Annotated in this window: 17 protein-coding genes and 1 pseudogene; 6 read left to right on the top strand and 12 right to left on the bottom strand. The window is 71.5% G+C overall.

Annotation, left to right across the window (positions count from 1 at the left end; translation table 11 throughout):
- Position 1 precedes the first annotated feature (1 nt).
- Positions 2-139 (top strand): annotated as a pseudogene (locus OG978_RS42765) (phosphotransferase-like protein); the annotation flags it as partial.
- A 90-nt stretch (positions 140-229) separates the two neighbouring features.
- Here OG978_RS42765 and OG978_RS42760 read toward each other — a convergent pair.
- Positions 230-949, bottom strand: a complete 720-nt coding sequence (locus OG978_RS42760) for a response regulator transcription factor (protein WP_326770489.1) — start codon at positions 947-949, stop codon at positions 230-232.
- Positions 946-2,154 carry a sensor histidine kinase gene (locus OG978_RS42755; RefSeq protein ID WP_326770488.1) on the bottom strand — a complete coding sequence of 403 codons (1,209 nt, stop codon included), beginning with the start codon at positions 2,152-2,154 and terminating at the stop codon, positions 946-948. Before OG978_RS42755 ends, OG978_RS42760 begins: the two co-directional genes overlap by 4 nt.
- 179 nt (positions 2,155-2,333) lie before the next feature.
- On the opposite strand from OG978_RS42755, the gene OG978_RS42750 reads away from it, so the two are divergent.
- Together OG978_RS42750 and OG978_RS42745 are read left to right on the top strand one after the other, a co-directional pair.
- Positions 2,334-3,254, top strand: coding sequence for an ABC transporter ATP-binding protein (locus OG978_RS42750; RefSeq protein ID WP_326770487.1), 921 nt, complete (start codon positions 2,334-2,336; stop codon positions 3,252-3,254).
- Positions 3,251-4,024, top strand: coding sequence for an ABC transporter permease subunit (locus OG978_RS42745; RefSeq protein WP_326770486.1), 774 nt, complete (start codon positions 3,251-3,253; stop codon positions 4,022-4,024). The genes OG978_RS42750 and OG978_RS42745 overlap by 4 nt, the downstream gene beginning before the upstream one ends.
- Before the next feature lie 69 nt (positions 4,025-4,093).
- Here OG978_RS42745 and OG978_RS42740 read toward each other — a convergent pair whose 3' ends face one another.
- Positions 4,094-4,342: a winged helix-turn-helix transcriptional regulator gene (locus OG978_RS42740; protein WP_442817880.1), complete on the bottom strand. Its 249-nt coding sequence runs from the start codon at positions 4,340-4,342 to the stop codon at positions 4,094-4,096.
- Between the two features lie 118 nt (positions 4,343-4,460).
- Between OG978_RS42740 and OG978_RS42735 the strand changes: the two genes are divergently transcribed.
- Positions 4,461-4,859 carry a hypothetical protein gene (locus OG978_RS42735; protein WP_326770485.1) on the top strand — a complete coding sequence of 133 codons (399 nt, stop codon included), beginning with the start codon at positions 4,461-4,463 and terminating at the stop codon, positions 4,857-4,859.
- Between the two features lie 68 nt (positions 4,860-4,927).
- Complete coding sequence (locus tag OG978_RS42730; protein ID WP_326770484.1) at positions 4,928-5,692, top strand: SAM-dependent methyltransferase; 765 nt, start codon at positions 4,928-4,930, stop codon at positions 5,690-5,692.
- On the opposite strand, the gene OG978_RS42725 is transcribed toward OG978_RS42730, so the two are convergent.
- The 9 genes from OG978_RS42725 to OG978_RS42685 all read right to left on the bottom strand — a co-directional run bounded on the left by OG978_RS42725 (position 5,665) and on the right by OG978_RS42685 (position 14,705).
- Complete coding sequence (locus OG978_RS42725) at positions 5,665-6,228, bottom strand: hypothetical protein (protein WP_326770483.1); 564 nt, start codon at positions 6,226-6,228, stop codon at positions 5,665-5,667. The genes OG978_RS42730 and OG978_RS42725 overlap by 28 nt on opposite strands.
- 69 nt (positions 6,229-6,297) lie before the next feature.
- Positions 6,298-6,867: a transcriptional regulator gene (locus OG978_RS42720; protein WP_326770482.1), complete on the bottom strand. Its 570-nt coding sequence runs from the start codon at positions 6,865-6,867 to the stop codon at positions 6,298-6,300.
- Positions 6,868-8,445 carry a helix-turn-helix transcriptional regulator gene (locus tag OG978_RS42715; protein WP_326770481.1) on the bottom strand — a complete coding sequence of 526 codons (1,578 nt, stop codon included), beginning with the start codon at positions 8,443-8,445 and terminating at the stop codon, positions 6,868-6,870.
- A 31-nt stretch (positions 8,446-8,476) separates the two neighbouring features.
- Positions 8,477-8,809, bottom strand: coding sequence for a hypothetical protein (locus OG978_RS42710; protein ID WP_326770480.1), 333 nt, complete (start codon positions 8,807-8,809; stop codon positions 8,477-8,479).
- A gap of 197 nt (positions 8,810-9,006) precedes the next feature.
- Positions 9,007-9,177, bottom strand: coding sequence for a (2Fe-2S)-binding protein (locus OG978_RS42705; protein ID WP_326770479.1), 171 nt, complete (start codon positions 9,175-9,177; stop codon positions 9,007-9,009).
- 23 nt (positions 9,178-9,200) lie between these two features.
- A complete protein-coding gene (locus OG978_RS42700; RefSeq protein ID WP_326770478.1) occupies positions 9,201-10,910 on the bottom strand; it encodes an AMP-binding protein in 1,710 nt (569 codons plus the stop codon).
- A 14-nt stretch (positions 10,911-10,924) separates the two neighbouring features.
- Positions 10,925-12,892: an FAD/NAD(P)-binding protein gene (locus OG978_RS42695; RefSeq protein WP_326770477.1), complete on the bottom strand. Its 1,968-nt coding sequence runs from the start codon at positions 12,890-12,892 to the stop codon at positions 10,925-10,927.
- Positions 12,889-14,226, bottom strand: coding sequence for a methylaspartate mutase (locus OG978_RS42690; RefSeq protein ID WP_326770476.1), 1,338 nt, complete (start codon positions 14,224-14,226; stop codon positions 12,889-12,891). The genes OG978_RS42695 and OG978_RS42690 overlap by 4 nt, the downstream gene beginning before the upstream one ends.
- A complete protein-coding gene (locus OG978_RS42685; RefSeq protein WP_326770475.1) occupies positions 14,223-14,705 on the bottom strand; it encodes a cobalamin B12-binding domain-containing protein in 483 nt (160 codons plus the stop codon). The genes OG978_RS42690 and OG978_RS42685 overlap by 4 nt, the downstream gene beginning before the upstream one ends.
- Before the next feature lie 329 nt (positions 14,706-15,034).
- On the opposite strand from OG978_RS42685, the gene OG978_RS42680 reads away from it, so the two are divergent.
- Positions 15,035-16,174, top strand: coding sequence for a hypothetical protein (locus OG978_RS42680; RefSeq protein WP_326770474.1), 1,140 nt, complete (start codon positions 15,035-15,037; stop codon positions 16,172-16,174).
- Positions 16,175-16,295 lie beyond the last annotated feature (121 nt).

Raw genomic sequence — 16,295 nt, 5'->3', positions numbered from 1 at the left:
CGAGCCGTGGCGCCTCCAGGACTGCCTGGCCCTGTTTCCCCCTCGGGACGTCGTCCTCGTCGGGGTGCGTTGTCCCCTGCCGGAGCTGGAGCGCCGGGAGCGGGCACATGGTGATCGTCCGGCAGGGCTGGCTGCCCGCTAGTTCGACCAGGTCCATGCCCACGGCATCTACACGAACTGCGCCCCGCGACGGGGTGAGGCCTCCGGCCACGGTGCCGGAAGGCGGTCTTCAGGGACCGATCGGGGGCCGTACCGCCGTGACCAGGCCGCTCTCGTACGCGACGATCACCAACTGGGCGCGGTCGCGGCAGTCGAGCTTGGTGAGCAGATGGCCGACGTGGGTCTTCACGGTGGCGATGCCGAGGTACAGCCGTTCGGCGATCTCGGTGTTGGACAGGCCGCGGGCGATGAGGGTGAGGACCTCGCGCTCGCGCTCGGTCACACCGTCCAGGCTGTGTGGCAGTGGTTGCGAGGGCTGTGGGCGATGGGCGAACTCCGCGATCAGGCGCCGCGTCACGGCCGGTGCCAGCAGCGCATCGCCTCCGGCGACGACCCGTATCGCCGCGATCAGTTCGCCGGGCGGCGTGTCCTTGAGCAGGAAGCCGCTGGCGCCGGCCCGCAGCGCGGCGTAGACGTACTCGTCCAGGTCGAACATCGTCAGCATCAGCACCTTGACGTGCGCGGTACCGGGAGAACCGCAGATCTGCCGGGTCGCCTCGATGCCGTCCATCCCGGGCATCCGTACGTCCATCAGGACCACGTCCGGCGGATCCTGCCGGGCGCAGCGCACCGCCTCCGCCCCGTTCGCCGCCTCCGACGTGGTCACCAGGCCGGGTTCGGCATCGACGAGCACCCGGAGGCTGCCGCGCAGCAGCGCCTGGTCGTCCGCGATCAGGACCCGGACGGGATCGCCTGACGGATCGGCGGGCGGGTCGGCGGGCCGGGTCATGTGCTCTCCTCGTAGGGCAGGGACGCGTGCACCGCGAAGCCGCCCTCCGGACGCGGTCCGGTGGTGAGGGTGCCGCCGTACATGGCGACGCGTTCGCGCATGCCGACGATGCCATGGCCGCCGGTCGTCTTCGTCAGGGGCGCCCGGCCGCCGCCGTCGTCGGTGATGTCGATCCGGACGTCGCGGCCGTTCGCGGCGACCTCCACCCGGCAACGGGAGTCCGGGCCGGCGTGCTTGGCGACGTTGGTGAGCGCCTCCTGGACTATCCGGTAGACGGCCAGCGCGACTCCGTCGGGCAGGTTCTCGACTCCGCGCATCGTCAGCTGCGCACCGGCCTGCCCGACGAGTTCGGGAAGTGCGACGGCACCGGGAACCGGGCCGAGGGAGGCCGGCTGCCGCTCGCCCTCGGGGGTGCGCAGCACACCGAGCATCCGGCGCATGTCGTTCAGCGCGGTGCGGCTCGTGCGTTCGATGACCTGCAACGCGTCGTGCGCCTCCTGCGGTCTGACGTGCAGCACGTGGTTGGCGACACCGGCCTTGACCGCGATCAGGCCCATGCTGTGGGTGACGACGTCGTGCAGTTCGCGGGCGACCCGCAGGCGTTCCTCCGTGACGGCTCGCTGCGCGATCTGCTCCGCCGCCCGGATGGCGAACGCGCGCCGCTGCCGCGCGGCCCGCCCCAGCTGCCAGGCGCCGAGCAGCGCGGTGAAGCCGAGCAGCAGCAGCCCCGGACCACCACGCCACCAGTACGCATCGCCCGCGTGCGTCGCTCCGGCGGCACCGGCCAGGGCCAGGGCCGCCAGCGCCAGTCCGGGCAGCCATCGCTGCCACCAACGGTGCGACGGCACCGTGAGGGCGACGGTGTACATGGCGAACGCCGCCGCCAGGAACGGGTCCCAGGTGGCGTCCCGTACGACGGCGACGACGGTCACCGCCAGCACGGCCACGAACACGGGCAACGGCCAGATCCGCCGTACGGCGACGGGCACGGTGGCCGCGGCGATGAGCACGAGCCGCTCCCACGGCACCGGCGCCGGGGAGGGTGCCGTGGACGACGGCGCGTCGGCTGTCGAGCCGGTCAGCAACAGCGCGGCCGCGTAAACGAACACGAACGCGCAGTCCAGGGCGATGTGTTGGCGTCGGCTCAGCCGCCGGGCCAGGATCGGATGGTCGTCCGGGTCCACCTCAGTAGTACCTGCTCGCACCGCTCGACCCTATCCAGGCGTACGGCGCGCCACCTCCGTCCGGGAGTTGAACCTTGCGCTCCCCCCGGGGTCGGAGGCACGGGCTCCTGTGCCGGCCCGCCTCCACCCGTGGGTGGAGGAACGGCGGTCGGCCCCGGGCCGGATGCGGCGGGGGCCTCTCGTCCCGGACCATCGCCGACATGATCGAAGTGACCGACCTGACCAAGCGTTACGGGAACACCACGGCGGTGGACGGGCTCAGCTTCCGGGTACGGCCCGGCCTGGTGACCGGGTTCCTGGGCCCCAACGGCGCCGGAAAGTCCACCACGATGCGCATGATGCTGGGCCTGGACCGGCCGACCGCCGGCGAGGTGCGGATCAACGGCGCACCGTACCGACAACTGCGCGATCCGCTGCGTACGGTGGGCGCTCTGCTCGACGCCGGGGCCGTGCACCCCGGCCGGACCGCGCTGAACCATCTGCGGTGCCTGGCCCGGAGCAACCGGATCCCGGCACGCCGCGTGCATGAGGTGATCGAGCTGGCCGGGCTGGCGGGCGCCGCGCGCCGGCGGACGGGGACGTTCTCGCTGGGCATGGGCCAACGGCTGGGAATCGCCGCGGCGTTGCTCGGCGAACCGGCCGTCCTGGTGCTCGACGAGCCGGTCAACGGGCTCGATCCGGAGGGCGTCCTGTGGATCCGGCGCCTCCTGCGGGACCTGGCGGCCGAGGGGCGCACCGTCCTGATCTCCAGTCACCTGATGAGCGAGGCGGCGCTCACCGTCGATCACCTGGTCGTGATCGGCCGCGGCCGGCTCCTCGCGGACACCGGCATGACCGCGTTCATCGACAAGCACACGGAAGCGGGGGTGCGGGTGCGCACACCGGAACCGCAGCGGCTGCGCGACGTGCTGGCCGGCGCGGGGATCGAGGTCACCGACTGCGCGGACGGGAGCCTGAGTGCGGCCGCCGGCCCCGAGCGGATCGGCGAACTCGTCGCGGCCCACGCGGTGCCGGTGCACGAGGTGACACGGAGCCACGCGTCGCTGGAAGAGGCGTTCATGCGGCTGACCGCCGACGCGGTCGAGTACCGGGCGGAACAGCCGGGGGAAGCACAGCGATGACCAGCAACTCGCCCCGGGCGGTTCTCGCCGCCGAATGGACCAAGGTGTGGACCGTGCGCTCGACCGGTTTCACCCTGCTGCTGGCCTTCGTGCTCAGCACCGGCATCGGCACGCTCGTCGCGTTCAACTGGCGCAACAACATCGAGCACGTCGTCAACTTCGATCCGCTGGTCGCCGCCCTGTACAGCGTGACCCTCGGGCAGCTCGCCCTCGTCGTGCTCGGCGCCCTGCTCGTCGGTGCCGAGTACTCGTCCGGTTCGATCCGGACCTCGCTGACCGCGGTGCCGGGACGCGGTCTGCTCTACAGCGGCAAGGTGCTGGCCGGCACCCTGACCGCCCTCGCCGCCTCGGCGGTGATCGTCCTCGTCACGTTCGTCGCGGCACAGGCGGCGCTCGGCCCGTACGGCACCGATCTCACCGCGGACGGAGTCCCGGCCGCGCTCGCCGGGGCCGTCGTCTACCTGACCCTGATCTGCGCCTTCTCCATGGGGATCACGACCGTCGTGCGCAGTTCGGCGATCTCGATGGGCATCCTGCTCCCGCTGCTGTTCCTCGGCTCCCAGGGGCTCGGCAATATCCCCGCCCTGAAGCCCGTCCTGCAGTACCTGCCCGACCAGGCCGGCCTGGAACTGATGCACATCGCCGGGCCGTCCAGCGACGGGCGCTACGGACCCGGTTACGGATCGGGGGCGGCTCTCGCCATCCTGCTGGCCTGGACGGCCGCCGCCCTGATCGGCGGCTACCTGGTCCTGCGCCGACGGGACGCCTGACGGGACAGACAACGGTCCACGTCGCCGGGGCCTGTCCGGCGGATCAGGGCCGGACAGGCCCTGGCCCCGTCAGGCCGTCGCGTCGTAGCCGGACCGGGCGGCCAGGACCTCGTCCATGTTCTCTTCCGCCCACGCCTTGATCGCCTGCATCACCGGCACCAGGCTATCCCCGAGGGGGGTGAGGGCGTAGTCGACCCGGACCGGCACCGACGGCGTGACGGTCCGGGTGAGGAGACCGTCCCGTTCGAGATTGCGCAGGCTCTGGGTGAGCATCTTCTGGCTGACGCTCACCAGCCTCCGGGACAGTTCCGCGCTCACCCCCGAGACCCGGAAGGCCCGGCTCGACAGGGTCCTGAATCGGCTCGTGCGCGACGATCCGGCGTAATGGGCCGAGGTCGGTGTCCGGTTGCGCAGTGAAGTCGCGGATGATGGCGGGATGTTGGTCCGGACAGAGGCGGTGGGGCAGGTCCCGTCGGGGCCCGCAACGGTCCGGGTGCGCTCCGCGGTGGGCACCGCTGTGGTGCTCTGGCACGGCACCCCCGAGGAAGTGGGCCGCGAGCACCATGTCGAGTGGACCGTCGACGAGGACATCGCCTGGGCGGAGAACACCTGGCCGGCCGCTTCTGCCACGCCCGGGCTCCGGGAGGACGGCGACCGCGTCGTCTTCCGGGGGCGGCTGATCCTCACCGGGGACGGCATGGCGCTGCTGGATGTGGGCGGTGCGCCGCTCCTGTTCGAACTCGCTGTTCCTCCACCGCCGGACGGTGCCGACGCGACGTGGGTCGAGGTCCGTGTCGGACGGGGGAGCGTCGGTGTGTGGCCCTGTCGGCTGTGACCGGATCCGGCGCGGCAGGAGCGAAACTCGGTGTCCGTGGCGGGCCCGTCGGCGTTAGCGTGCGCCACATGACTGAAACCGATCTTCCGCCGCGCCTGACCCGACTCACTTTTCTCGGTCCGCTCTCCGAGGCGCGCGCCGCGCGGATCGTCGACAGACTCGGCCGGGCCGCCCCCGCGCGGGTGCTGGACATCGGTTGTGGCTGGGGGGAGTTGATGCTCCGCGTCCTCGACGCGGTGCCGCAGGCGACCGGGATCGGCATCGACCTCAACGGCGAGGACCTCGCCAGGGGACGCGCGAATGCCGAGGCCCGTGCGCTGGCCGGACGCGTGGAGTTCGTCGAGGGGGCCGCCGGGGGAACGTCGCACGGGCCCGCCGATCTCGTCCTGTGTCTCGGGGCCAGTCACGCCCTCAGTGACGCGGAACCGCCCGGACACAGCGCCGACGCACTGCGTGCGCTGCGGCGGCTCGTCGCGCCCGGAGGGCGGGTCCTTCTCTCCGAGGGCTTCTGGCAGCGCTCCCCCACCTCCGCCGAACTGGCCGCGATGTGGCCGGACGCCCGTGCCGACGAGTACCACGATCTGGCCGGACTGGTCGACCTCGCGGTGTCCGCCGGGTTCCGGCCCGTCTGGATCGAGACGGCCGGCGAGGACGAGTGGGAGGACTTCGAGTCCGGCTATCAGTCGGACGTGGAGGAGTGGCTGGCCGCTCACCCGGACCACCCGCTGGCGCAGGAGACGCGCGAGCGCGTCGACCGGCACCGGTCGAGCTGGCTGCGTGGCTACCGGGGAGTGCTCGGGATGGCCTACCTCACGCTGGTTCCCGTGGACTGAACGGCTCCGGGCACCTGTCGGCCCGAGGACGGAAACGCGATCACTCCCACCTCGCGGACTCCGAGCTCGTGCGCGGCGGCGTAGCCGGTCTTGGCCAGGCTGGTCCCGGTGGGCCATATCGTCAGCTGGATCGCCCCCGGGATTCCGCCCATGCCGAGGTACCCGGCGTTGCGGACAGTCAGGAGGTCGTCGTCGGGGTTGCCGAGCACCAGGACGACGTGCACGGTCCCGGCGCTCCTGGTCCCGGGCACCGCACCGCTCAGCCGCTCCCACGCGGCGCCGAGGCAGTCCTCGATCCGGTCCCGCACTCCCGCGTTGCGCAGCTGCCGCAGGGCTGTCGGGTAGCGCGGGTCCTCACGGTCGATCCGGAAGCCATTGCCCATCGTGTGCATCCGGTACGTGTCCAGATCGCCCACCGTGGACATCACGTTCTGCAGCGGGCCGAGCATTTCCCGCAGGGCATCGGGCTGTTCCTCCAACGGGCGCCGGAAGAGTTCGGCCATGGCGGACGCCGTGTCATGAACAACAATCTTCATGGCAAGGGAACGTAGGACCTCCTGTTGCAGGAGGTGCAAGCCGTGCGGCGACGGCGGCGGCCCGACCGTCTACGCGGCAAAGCCGATGTTGGTGACGTACTCGTACTGCCCCCACTGCGATCCCAGGTCGACGATGACGTCCTCCCAGGCGTCGTCCAGGCCCTGGTGGTCGCCGGCTGCCCAGGCGTCGACGATGCGGTCCCAGCGGCGGACGTTCATCGTGCGGTACTCCACCATCCGCTGGAGCGGCCGCGGCACCTGTGACTGGTTCAGCGGATGGATCTCCACCCGCGTCCCGCCGTCGGCGTTCAGGCGTCGCAGGAGGTGCCGGGCGACGTTGTGGCGGCGGACCTGGCGGTAGGCGGCGTCGATGCGTTCCAGGTTGGCCTTCGACGGCCGGCGTCGTTCGTCCAGCCACGCCTTCAGCGTGCGGTCGGTCACCGTCAGCCCGGCGTCCCTGGCCGCCCTGCGGCTGTGGTCCGTCCTGGTCAGGTAGTGCAGGCGCGCCATCAGACCGCGCTTCACGGTAACCGGAGTGACGATGCCGTCTGCCAGCTCGTCGAGTTTGCGTGCGACGGCGTCGCTGCCCTTGATGCCCCGGGCGCCGAACTTCCCGAAGTCGATGGTCCTCTCGGGCATCTACTCCTCCTCCCCCGCCATGTCCTCGGTGTCACTGCTGCCCGCGGTGTAGGTGTCCTTCATCTTGACCTCGGTCACGCCGCGGCCCTCGGGAAAGACGCGGTGCCAGTCGCCGATGACGTGGAGCTCGTCGGTGCCCATCGCGCGTACGACGGTGAGGCCCTCGTCGTGGGCCTTGAGTGCCTTCATCCAGAGGTTGGCGAACGCCTGGCTGCGGATGATGTGCATCCAGTCCGGGCGGTAGAGCTCCCGGTTGTAGTTCGACTCCCCCATCGTGGAGACGAACTTCGAGTACATCGCCTTCACGTACTCCAGCGTCACCTCGTCGCCGTCGGCGATCGCCGTGTCCCGGGCGTCCTTGAGGGCGACGCGGAACTTCTCCAGCAGGTTCTCCGTCGCACCGGACGTGTAGGACTCGTGGATCTCCGGGGGTGCGCACAGTGCGTGCTTCGGGCCGGAGAGGCGCAGCAGGAGGCGCAGGGTCGGTTCGGTGACCCACAGCGGGCCGGGCTCGTCCCTGTTGCCGATCGGGTTGGGCAGCACCGCCTCGTGCTCCCACTCGGGCGGGGTGATGAGGTGGACACCGGCGCGGCGGCGGTCGTGGTCGAAGCCGGTGGTGTGTTCCAGCTGGCCGAGCGGGAGGTGGGTCTTCAGGGCGGAGAGGTAGGCGCCGTTGATGTCGAGCGCGGTCACCTCGTGGCGGCCGGGCGGCAGTTCGTGACGGGTCCACTTGGGCCGCGCCTCCCAGATCCGGTCCGCGCCCTTGGAGGTCTGCTTGCGCAGGATGTCCGGGATCCACGGGTGCGCGACGATGTCGTACCGCGCGCCCTTGCGGGTCTCGTCCAGCAGCCGCATCGCGTCCGGGATCGCCCGCTTCAGCAGCGCCGCGAGGGCCGCGTCGACGTCGCCCTGGTGCTCGGCGAGCGCCGCCCGGACCGTCCGGCCGATCAGGTCCCCGGGCCCGGACTGCTCCTGGAACGCGCGCTTGGCCGGGCCCGCGGAGCGCTGAGCGGGGCGGGCCGTGGCCCGGGTGCGCGGCAGCGGCTTCGGGGCCGGCTCGGCCGCCGGCGTCCCCGACTCGTCCGAAGCGCCGGCGGCGGGCCCGCAGTCGGCCGGGTCCAGGTGCTGGGCGAAGCCCGCCACCCGCTGCCCGGCCGGTGATCCACACAGCACACACGGCTCGGGGGTGGCGAGGGACTCCACCGACTCCACCTCGTCCCCGGCCTCGGAAGAGGTGTAGGTGGAGGGTGAAGGTGAGGTGGAGGTGGTGTCGGTCGGCGCCGGGGCGTCCGGCGTCACCGGGGCTTCCGGCGCCGCGGACGGCTCCTCGGTGAACGTGGCGAACTTGGCGGCCAGCCCGTCCAGCAGATACGCGTACTTGGCGCGGATCTCGTCCGCCGGGTCGCGGCCGTTCTCCCACCCGCCGACCGTGCTGGGGCCCACGCCGAGCGCTCGGGCCACCTGTGCCTGCGAGAGCCGGGCCTGCTCCCGCAGCTCCCTCCGCACGTCCGGCGGCGGGAGTTCGACCTGTGGACCGACGGCCTCGATCAGCGCGTCGATCGCGTCGAATTCACTCACCGGAGCGCTCCCTTCGGTGTCATGGGGGCCGTCAGATGTAGGTGACGGGGTTACGGGACAGATGCGGGCTCCTGGTGGGGCGGCCGACGCGGAGGTCGTCACGCAGGAGCTCGCCCTCGAGAGCGTAACGGTCACCGTGCTTGGAGATGCCGATGATCCTCGCGACCGCGAGGACCGTGCCTTCGGTGTTGATGATCTGCACCTCGTCCTGCGACAGGGCCCGGTCGGCGTTGAACTTCCAGATGCCGCGGCCGGCTTCCCATGCCTCGTCCTCGCTCATGCCCCGGCGCCACCCGAGGGTGGTCCGCATCAGACGGTCGCCCGGGGCCGCCACACGCTCGGCGCCGATCTGGATCTGCAGCACCCGTCCGCCTCTCCGGGGGAATTCCGAGGGAATACTGTGCAACTTGTTGCAAAGTTACCACCCACGTAACTTCGCAACAAGTTGCACAGTATTGCCGCGGGCACGCGAACACGGCCTTCGCCTGGTCCTGTGCTCCGGTGCTCCGGTGCTCCGACCGAAGAGGCACATGACCAGTACGAAGGCCGTGGGGGTTTCGCTCAGGCCGCGAGGCCGGTCCGGGGGGCCTCCTCGGCGAGGATGTCCTCGATGTCGACGACGCAGTCACCGCAGCCGGTGCCCGCGTCCGTCGCGGCGCCCACCGCCTCGACATCCGCGGCCCCCGCCGCCACGGCGGCCACCACGTCGGATTCGGGGACGTGCGCGCACATGCAGAGCAGTGTTTCCGGCCCGCTCACCGCTCCGTCCCCTCCGCCCCGGACAGCTCATGGACCGGGCCCGTGCTCTCCGTGCGGGTCCGCAGCTCCGCCCGGCGGATCTTCCCCGAGGCGGTGAGCGGCAGTTCCGTGGTGAACTCCAGCAGCCGCACCCACTTCTCCCTCGGCAACTGTCGCGTCATGTCGGCGAAGACCGCCCGGGCCGTCTCCGCTCCGGGGCGGTGGCCTCGGGCCGGGACGACGTACGCCTTCGGCTGCCACAGGCCGACCGGGTGCGGCACCGGCACGACCGCGGCGTGCCCGACCGCGTCGCTGCGCAGCAGGGCGCGTTCCAGCTCCAGCGGGGAGAGGCGGTGGTCGAAGGACTTGAACATGTCGTCCGTGCGCCCCACATAGGCGTACGAGTCGTCCTCGTGCCGCACCACCAGATCCCCGGTGTGGTAGTAGCCGTCCTGGAAGGCCTGCGCGGTCCGGGCCTCGTCGCCCGCGTAACCGGTCATCATGCCGGCCGGCGCGGGCGACAGCCGTACGCACAGCTCACCGGGCGTTCCGGCCGGCGCCTCCGTGCCGGACTCCCGGTCGAGGAGCCGCAGTTCGTAGCCGGGCAGCGCCCAGCCCATCCGGCCGGGTACGACGGTGCGGCCCGGGGTGTTGCCGATCTGCGCGGTGGTCTCGGTCTGTCCGAAGCCGTCCCGCACCGGGAGGCCCCATGCGTCGTACACGGCGTGGAAGAGAGCGGGTTCGAGGGACTCCCCGACCGCGGTCGCCTCCCGCAGCCCTCGTGGGCGCCCGCCCAGGCCCTCCTGGACCATGCCGCGCCACACGGTGGGCGGTGCGCACATCGTGGTGATCTCGCGCGTGCGCAGGGCGGTCAGTACGTCCCCCGGGGTCGGCCGTGGGGCTGCCAATGCCACCGCGGTGGCCTCGGCGTTCCACGGGACGAAGAAGGAGCTCCAGGCGTGTTTGGCCCAGCCCGGCGCGGAGACGTTGAAGTGCCGGTCGCCCGGCCGTACGCCGTTCCAGTACATGCCGGAGAGATGGCCCACCGGGTAGCTGAGGTGGGTGTGCGCCACCATCTTCGGGCGGGAGGTGGTGCCGGAGGTGAAGTAGCGGAAGAGCGGGTCCGCCGCCCGCGTCGGGCCGTCCGGGACGAACTCGCCGTCGGCCCGCGAGGATTCCTCGAACGGCAGCCAGCCCTCGGCCCGGCCGCCGGCCACGACACGGGTCCAGGAGCCGCCGATGCCCGCGAACCTCGGCACCGTGTCCGCCTCGGCGATCACATGCCGGATCTCCGCGCGCTCGATGCGGTCGGCGAGTTCGGGGGCGGTGGTCGTGGTGTACGTGGGGACGACGACGGCGCCGAGCTTCATGGCGGCCAGCAGGGTCTCCCACAGCTCCACGCGGTTGTTCAGCACCACCAGCACGTGGTCGCCCCGGCGCACCCCGAGCCCACGCAGCCACCCGGCCACCTGGTCGGAGCGGCGTGACATGTCCTGGTAGGATACCTCCACGTCAGCCGAGCCGTCGGCCTCCCGGCCCAGGATGCGCAGCGCCGGGGCAACGTTGTCGACGGCTATCACGTCGAACCATTCCAGGGCCCAGTTGAAGTACTCCGGGCGGGGCCAGACGAAGGCCCGGCGGGCGGATTCCAGGTCCTCGCGGTGCTCCAGCAGTACGTCGCGCGCTGCACGGAAGGCGCGGGTCGCCGCGGTCTCGTCTCGGGTCATGTTCCTCGGTCCTCTCATGCGTGCGTGGCGACGCGCTCGTGCGCGTACGCATCTCCCCTGACCGACGTCGGCAGCAGTTCGGCCGCCACCACGTCGGCCACCTTGCGGAATTCCGTGTTCAGCCCCGGCCGCCCGTTGCCGATCTGGGTGAACCAGCGCACGTGCTCGGTGGGGATTCCCAGGGCGTACAGGCCGCTACGCGCCGTCCCGTCCGCACCGACGACCCGGAAGGAGCCGCGCTCGACGTCCAGCCCTCCGGTGGCGAACTCCTCGCCGGTGGCCGGGTCCCTGTTGACGAACTCGCCCACCAGCCCCTCGGAGAGCAGCTGCCGCATGAGCGGCGAGCGGTCCCGTCGCAGATCCGGCACCGGGATCCGGGCGTCGACGAGCACCTCGGCGCTCCGTCGGGAACCCTCGACGTGGGGCGAGTGCACCGTGAACGTCCCGGTTTCTTCGTCCGTGCCGAACACGGCCCGGGGCCCCATCACTTCGACGATCCCCCGGTCCATCAGGGCCATCAGCTGCTCCGTGCGGACCATGGGCGGCCCCGCCGAGAGCAGCGCGTTGACGGGCACGTAGCCGCGGCGGAAGTCGGCATCGTACGAGCCGGGCAGCAGCCCTCCGTAGTCCACCGCCGAGCGCAGCACGCCCCGCAGGTCGCGCAGGGTGTCCAGGGCCGCTTTCAGCGGTCCGTCCACGGTGCCGAGGGCGGCCTCCCGCAGATCCTGCCGCAGCACGGCGGTGAGCCGGCACCGCCACTCCCGCGCGTCCGCGAAGTGCTCGCCGTCGAAGGGCCTGGCCAGCCGCCGCAGGTCCAGCTCCGGCACATCGAGCAGATCGGCCTCCGCCACCGCCACGGTGCCGTCGCCGCCCGCGTGCACCTCTGTGGCGTAGCGGGCGGCGAATTTCTCCGCCGCCTCCGCGCCGTGCCGGGTGCGCATGTGCCCCGTGTAGTAGACGTGCCGGATCTCCTGGAGCACCTGGCCCAGCAGGTCCTCCTCGAAGTCGAGCTGTCCGCTGCCGCCGGCCTGCCTGCGCCGCTCCCTGGCCCGGGCGACGGCGTCGTCGGTCAGGAAGGTGCCGCGGTGCACGTAGTTGGGCGCCTTCTGGCTGCGGCCGCGGGCCGGGATCGGCAGCCCGCTGCGCGAGCCGGCCACGATCACCGGTTCGTTGCCGCTCGGCTCGTATCCGAGGTGCCCGTCCTCGTCGCGTACGAACCGGCCGCCCCGGCCCTCCGTAAGCGACATCAGCACGTCGTAGAAGGACAGTCCCATGCCCCGTACGGCGACGGTCGTTCCGGGCAGGATCTTTTCGGCCAGGTCCATGTCAGCAGCAGAGTTGCCCGAGAGGTAGTGCACCCCGGTACGGCCCTCGGCGAAGCCGGACATGGCGCGGTCGAAGTCGTCCGGGTCGTTGTCCGGATGCCCGGTGGTGAGGACGACCTTGTCGGCCTCGAACGTACGCTGCTCGCCCACCGCCACCCGGTAGCGGCCGTCCTGTCCCGGCCGCACCGAGGTGACCCGGCCGAGTACCGGTATCAGCCGTACGTGCGGCGGGAGTTCGTCGGTGACGGCGCGGTAGACGAACCGCAGATAGCGGCCGTACTCCAGGCGGGAGGCGAAGTCGTGCGGGTCGTGCCCGTCGCCGGGCCGGGCCCGCTCCGGTGCGTACTCGTGCAGCCACTGGCCCAGCGAGGGACCGGCGCCGGGGCGCGGACGGCCGCCGTCCGGTGCACCGGAGAACATCGTGACCTGGCCGATCACCGTGTTCATCGCGAACCACGGGTCCTGGTCCGTGCGCCAGATGCGTCCGGCGCCGACCTCCACGGCGTCCACGGCGTAGATGGTGACCGGACGGGGGTCGTGCTCGGCGGCCTCGCGCAACCGCACGGCCAGCCGCTCCAGGACCGAGATACCGCGCGGCCCGGTGCCGACGACCGCGATGGTGTACGGGCCCTGCGACGGTGCCTGAGGTGTGTTCACAGCGCACTCCTTGAGTCACATGAGATGAGTTCCGGGGCGGTCGTGCCGACGTGCGTCCAGTCCAGGGCCTCGCTGTCGTACACGGTCTGCACGTGCGAGAGCATCCCCAGCAGGTCGTCGGCGTGCAGCCGCCCGTGCCCCGCCCCGGCGGACGGGCGGACCGGCATGGCACCGGCGGAGAGCCAGCGCAGCCTGCCGTCCGCGTCGAGACAGCCGCGGGCGCGCTGGGCGTTGTCCGCGTGCAGGCAGTACGGGACGTCGAGATAGCCGCGCGCGAACGCCTCGGTCAGCGCCCGCCCTACGTCGGGGTCGAGTTCGAGCACCGCCTCGACGAGCGTCCGGGCTTCGTCGAGTACCCCGTCATCGGGCGCCGGGCCCAGCAGGTGCAGCCCCTCGGCCCGGGCCTGCCTGGCGGCGCGGGCGGCCTCCTCCAGGGCGCGCACGTTGTCCCGCACCGTCGGTATCCGGTACGCCTCGGCGGTCGTCTTGACGAGCAGCCGCTCGGCCCCGGTCCGCACCGCCAGCCGCGCGCTGTCGCGCAGCAGGGCCAGCGCCCCGGGCTCCGTGCGCGGGAAGACCCCCATGTAGGTGTAGAGCACGATGTGCCGACGGATGTCGCCGAGGTACTCGTCCGAGAGCCGGCGCAGGGCGGCGACGGCCGCGGCGTCCTGCGCGAAGTCCGTCTGCTGCGCGTAGCTGAGCGAGATGTCCCGCAGCCCGTGCTGCCGGAAGAACAGCCCCTCCAGCACCGACAGGGCCACCAGCAGGGAGGGCGGGCACAACTGTCCCAGCATGCAGCCGCCGAAGGTCTCCAGGTGAGCCGTCGCCGAGCGCTCGGCCAGCAGTTCGCAGGAGCGCGCCCAGGCCTCGACGGACTCGCGCAGGGGCGTACGGCCATACGGCAGGCAGTACGAGACGGGTCCGCCCTCGGTGGCGTCGAGCCCGGCGTCCAGCAGGGCGGAAACGATCCCGAGCGGACGCGCCGAGCCGTGCCGCACCTGGACGGCGAAGGAACCGAGGCCCTGGCGGAGCTCCCTGGTGGTCCGCGGCCCGTGGGCGACGATCGGGTAGCCGTTGAGCTCCTGGCCACGGCGCACCGCGCGGCGCGCGGCGGCCAGGTCGCCGACCCGGGTGTAGCTGTCCACGGTGAGGGTTCCGACGGTGCGGGCCCGGGCATGACGGACGGCTTCGAGGCCGGACCGCATGGCGGACGGTGCACCGAACCCCATCCTCGGCTGGACGACCAGTTCGCCCGCCCGGCTCGCCGCGGACACGGCACCGCCGAAGGAGAGCGGAAGGGTGGCGGGGCCGGTGGCGGTCTCCAGGCCGCTCACCGGCTGCCCGCCGCGAGCGAGGCGTCCATCACCACGGTGCCGACGTAGTGACAGAAGTCCCGTATCCCCGAGCCGTTCTCGAAGACGGCGGTGAACCCGGCGGCGAGGAGCTCCGGCGCGTACGTGCCCGCTGCCGCCGCTCTGGTGCCGAACGTCCCCCCAATGACCACCGGCAGCCGCAGCATGTCTTCCTGCGCGCGCAGTCGGCGGATCAGCCGCCCGCCGTCCGCGGCCCCGTGGCCGTTGACGGTGCTGACGACGACGAGGTCGGGAGTGAGCCGCCGGCACTCGGCGATCAGCAGCTCGTCCGGCACGCAGGCCCCGATGTTGTGCACCTCGTGCCCCAACTCCTCCAGCAGGAGCTGGAGATAGACCAGATTCCAGGTGTGGGAGTCGGAGGAGACGCTGGAGAGGAGAACGCGGCAGCTGCCGCCCGATCTTGAGATTTCATGCTCCGGTCCGGCCTCGGACGAAGTCATGGAGAGTTCCCTCCTGGGAATGAGAAGGTCTCCGCGCCAGCGGCACCGGCGGCGCTGGACAGGCGGGCTCTCGTGTTCGGCCGCCTTGAACATGCCGTGCGGAGCGAGGACGGAAAACCCGTGCGGATTCCGGCACACCGACCCTAGACACGACCCGCTTCCCGCCGCGCCCTCAGCTTCCTGCAATGCAGGTAGGTGATCGTTAAATCCACTGGTGACCCGGCTCAACAGCACCGCAGAATCAATGGAGTTCCGCACCTCATCGCGGAGAACCCGTACCGGAAAGAAGTACGGACAGGTTTCCCGGAAATAAAAGGAGCGACACCACCATGGAATCCATGCCCACCGCCCAGGGACCCGCCTCTTTCCCGCTCGACGAGCGCGGAATGCGACCGGTGGAAGTGCACTGCCACGGCTTCGGCGATGTGGACTTCTCCGATTTCACCCGCGTCGACCTGGACCGACTGGACATGTGGTGCGCCGGCGAGGGCGTACTGGCGCTTCCCACGATGTATCTGCACCGCGACCGGCTCGGTGAGTTCGAGGACTTCATGCGCCGCTACGCCGCCAAGCGTGCGGACGGCCTGCTGTCCCACATACCCGGAGTGGCACTGGAGGGCCCGCTGCTCTCCCACCGCGGCGGCACCCCGCAGTCGACGGTGTGGGCACCCAGCCGCGGGGAGTGGGAGCGCCTGGCCGCGCTCGGCGACCACGGACTGGTGTACACCGTGGTCTCCCCCGACGCCTTCTCCCCCGAGTCGGTGCTGCAGGACGACCCGCACCTGCGGGAGAGCGACTTCGAGTGGATCGTGCCGACCCTGCTCGCCCACGGAGTCCGTCCCGCGCTGGGGCACTTCACCCGTGACGACCCGGCCCGCAGCGCGGCCACCGTCGATGCCATCGTGGAGACCGCGCACCGCTCGGAGTGGAACGGCAGCGGCGTCCGGGTGACCACCGACCACCTGTTCAACGACATGCCGCTCAACATCCGGCACGCCTTCCGCACCGGCCGGGCGCGGGCGCAGCGGGACGAGGTCATCGCCTCGTACGACCTGCCCAACTGGACGCTGGACAACATCAGCGAGATGGCCGGGCCGGTGCCGGGGGCGATCATCAAGCAGGCCGTCAACGGCCGGATCTCCGCCTGCATCAACTTCGACGGCGAGCACGTGGACCTCGCGCTGGCCACCCGCGCCGTGCAGCTCATGGGCCCCCGCAACGCGATGATCATGACCGACCGCTGCGACTCCGCGCGGCTCGGCGGCCGGGCGCTGCACCACACCACGGACAACGGGCTGTGGTACGAGGAGAACGGCGTGGTCGCCGCCGGCTCCCAGCCGCTGGCCCTGCACATCGCCAACGCCAAGGCCCACGGGCTCACCGACGAGGACATCTCCTTCCTCATCACCAGGACCGCACACCGCACCTTCGGCATCGCCGCCGAGGAGAGGGTCCGCGCGGCCGCCTGACCGGGCACCGGCCCCTCGCGGGTAAGGGCGAGCGAAAAACAGGTCGGGCGCCCGGATATCGGTCCGTGCGCCTCGGAAATTCCTTCTTCCACGTTCGAACGGTCTCTTTCACAGAACAGGA

Source organism: Streptomyces sp. NBC_01591 (assembly GCF_035918155.1).
In the GTDB taxonomy this organism is placed as follows: domain Bacteria; phylum Actinomycetota; class Actinomycetes; order Streptomycetales; family Streptomycetaceae; genus Streptomyces.
The sequence above is the reverse complement of the archived record's forward strand: the minus strand, read 5'-3'. Positions and strand labels throughout refer to the sequence as shown.